Below are 1,998 nucleotides of genomic sequence, written 5' to 3' on the forward strand. Positions count from 1 at the left end.
TTGTATGGATGGTCGGGATCGGGTTATCGATTATGTGTCTCGTCATTATGGCCGGGATCATGTCTCGCAGATCATTACCTTCGGTACCATGGCCGCCAAAGCGGTATTGCGCGATGTAGGTCGTGTGTTAGGTCATCCTTATGGTATGGTTGATCAACTGGCCAAGCTGGTGCCATTTGAACTGAAAATGACGCTGAGTAAGGCGCTGGAGCAAGAACCGCAGCTTAAAGAGCGCTATGAAAAAGAAGAAGAAGTCCGCACATTAATTGATTTGGCCCTGCAGTTAGAAGGTTTGACGCGTAATGTCGGTAAACATGCCGGTGGTGTGGTGATCGCACCAAAAAAACTGACCGATTACACGCCATTATATTGCGAACAAAACGGAGCCGGGCTTGTATCGCAATATGATAAAGACGACGTTGAAAGTGTCGGTCTGGTTAAATTCGACTTTCTGGGTCTGAAAACCCTGACGGTTATTGATTGGGCGGTTAAAAACGTTAAAGCAATGTTGCCAGCTGAGGATGCCGACAAAATTGATATCGCGCTTTTGCCACTGGATGACAAGCCCAGTTACGATTTGTTGAAACGTTGTGAAACCACGGCGGTATTCCAGTTGGAATCGCGTGGTATGAAAGAGCTTATCAAACGGCTGCAACCGGATAATTTCGAAGACATTATCGCTTTGGTAGCCCTGTTCCGACCCGGCCCGTTGCAATCGGGCATGGTTGATGACTTTGTTAATCGTAAACATGGTCGTGCCAAAGTCGATTACCCGCATCCGGATCTTGAACCTGTTTTAAAACCCACCTATGGGGTTATCGTTTATCAGGAACAGGTCATGCAAATCGCTCAGGTATTGGCTGGCTACAGTTTGGGTGAAGCTGACATGCTGCGCCGTGCTATGGGTAAGAAAAAGCCTGAAGAAATGGCTAAGCAACGGCAAATTTTCCTCGAAGGTGCCAAAAATCGTGGCATTGAGGAAAATACTGCCGGACCTATTTTCGATTTGATGGAAAAGTTTGCCGAATACGGGTTTAACAAATCGCATTCGGCTGCTTATGCGCTCGTCGCCTATCAGACAGCTTGGCTGAAAGCGCATTATCCGGCAGCATTTATGGCGGCAGTTTTATCAGCGGATATGGATAACACCGATAAAGTTGTTGGCCTGATTGATGAATGTCGTGATATGAATCTTACGGTGCTACCACCGGACGTTAATTTCAGCAAAATTCAATTTACGGTGGAGAATGAAACCACTATCCGTTATGGCATGGGCGCTATTAAAGGCGTGGGTGAATCAGCCCTGGCGGGGATTGTGTCAGAGCGTGAACAAGGGGAAGCTTTTACCTCATTATTTGATTTCTGCCGCCGGGTCGAACTGAAAAAAATCAACCGTCGGGTGATGGAATCTTTAGTCAAAGCCGGTGCATTCGACTCATTAGGTGGCCATCGCGCCAGTCTGGAAGCCAGTCTCAGTCGGGCAATGCAGATTGCAGAGCAGCACCGCCGTGATGCGGCCAGTGGCCAGAATGATTTATTTGGTCTGGCCGAGCCGTCTCATGCCGATCAACCGCAGACAGATTTGCTGGAAATCGTGACAGAGTGGCAGGAAGAACAGTTATTACGCGCTGAAAAAGAAACGTTGGGATTATATCTAAGCGGACATCCGATTGATCGCTATGCCGATGAACTGGCTCAATTTATTCCAAAAAAGATCAGTGAACTGGATGCACCGGAATCCAAAGGTTATCAGCGTAATGAAATTCCTTTACTGACTGCCGGTTTGATTGTGGCAATTCGTACCATGAAATCCAAAAATGGCAGTCGCATGGCGTTCATTACTTTGGATGATCAGACCGCCCGTCTGGAAGTACGGGTATTTGGCGATGTGTATGAGCAGTATCAGAGCGTTATACAACCGGATAAATTGGTGGTGATTCAGGGCAAGATCGGCCAGGATAATTTTAGTGGTGGGCTCGCCGGTACCGCCGAGTCTGT

At 47.7% G+C, this 1,998-nt stretch carries 1 protein-coding gene; it reads left to right on the plus strand.

The window, feature by feature from the left end:
• Positions 1 to 1,998 (plus strand): DNA polymerase III subunit alpha (dnaE, locus tag B3O33_RS08385; protein ID WP_292363433.1); only part of this gene is annotated, 1,998 nt, incomplete at both ends.

The sequence above is a fragment of the Methylophaga sp. UBA1464 genome, from assembly GCF_002325665.1.
Classification (GTDB): Bacteria; Pseudomonadota; Gammaproteobacteria; order Nitrosococcales; family Methylophagaceae; genus Methylophaga.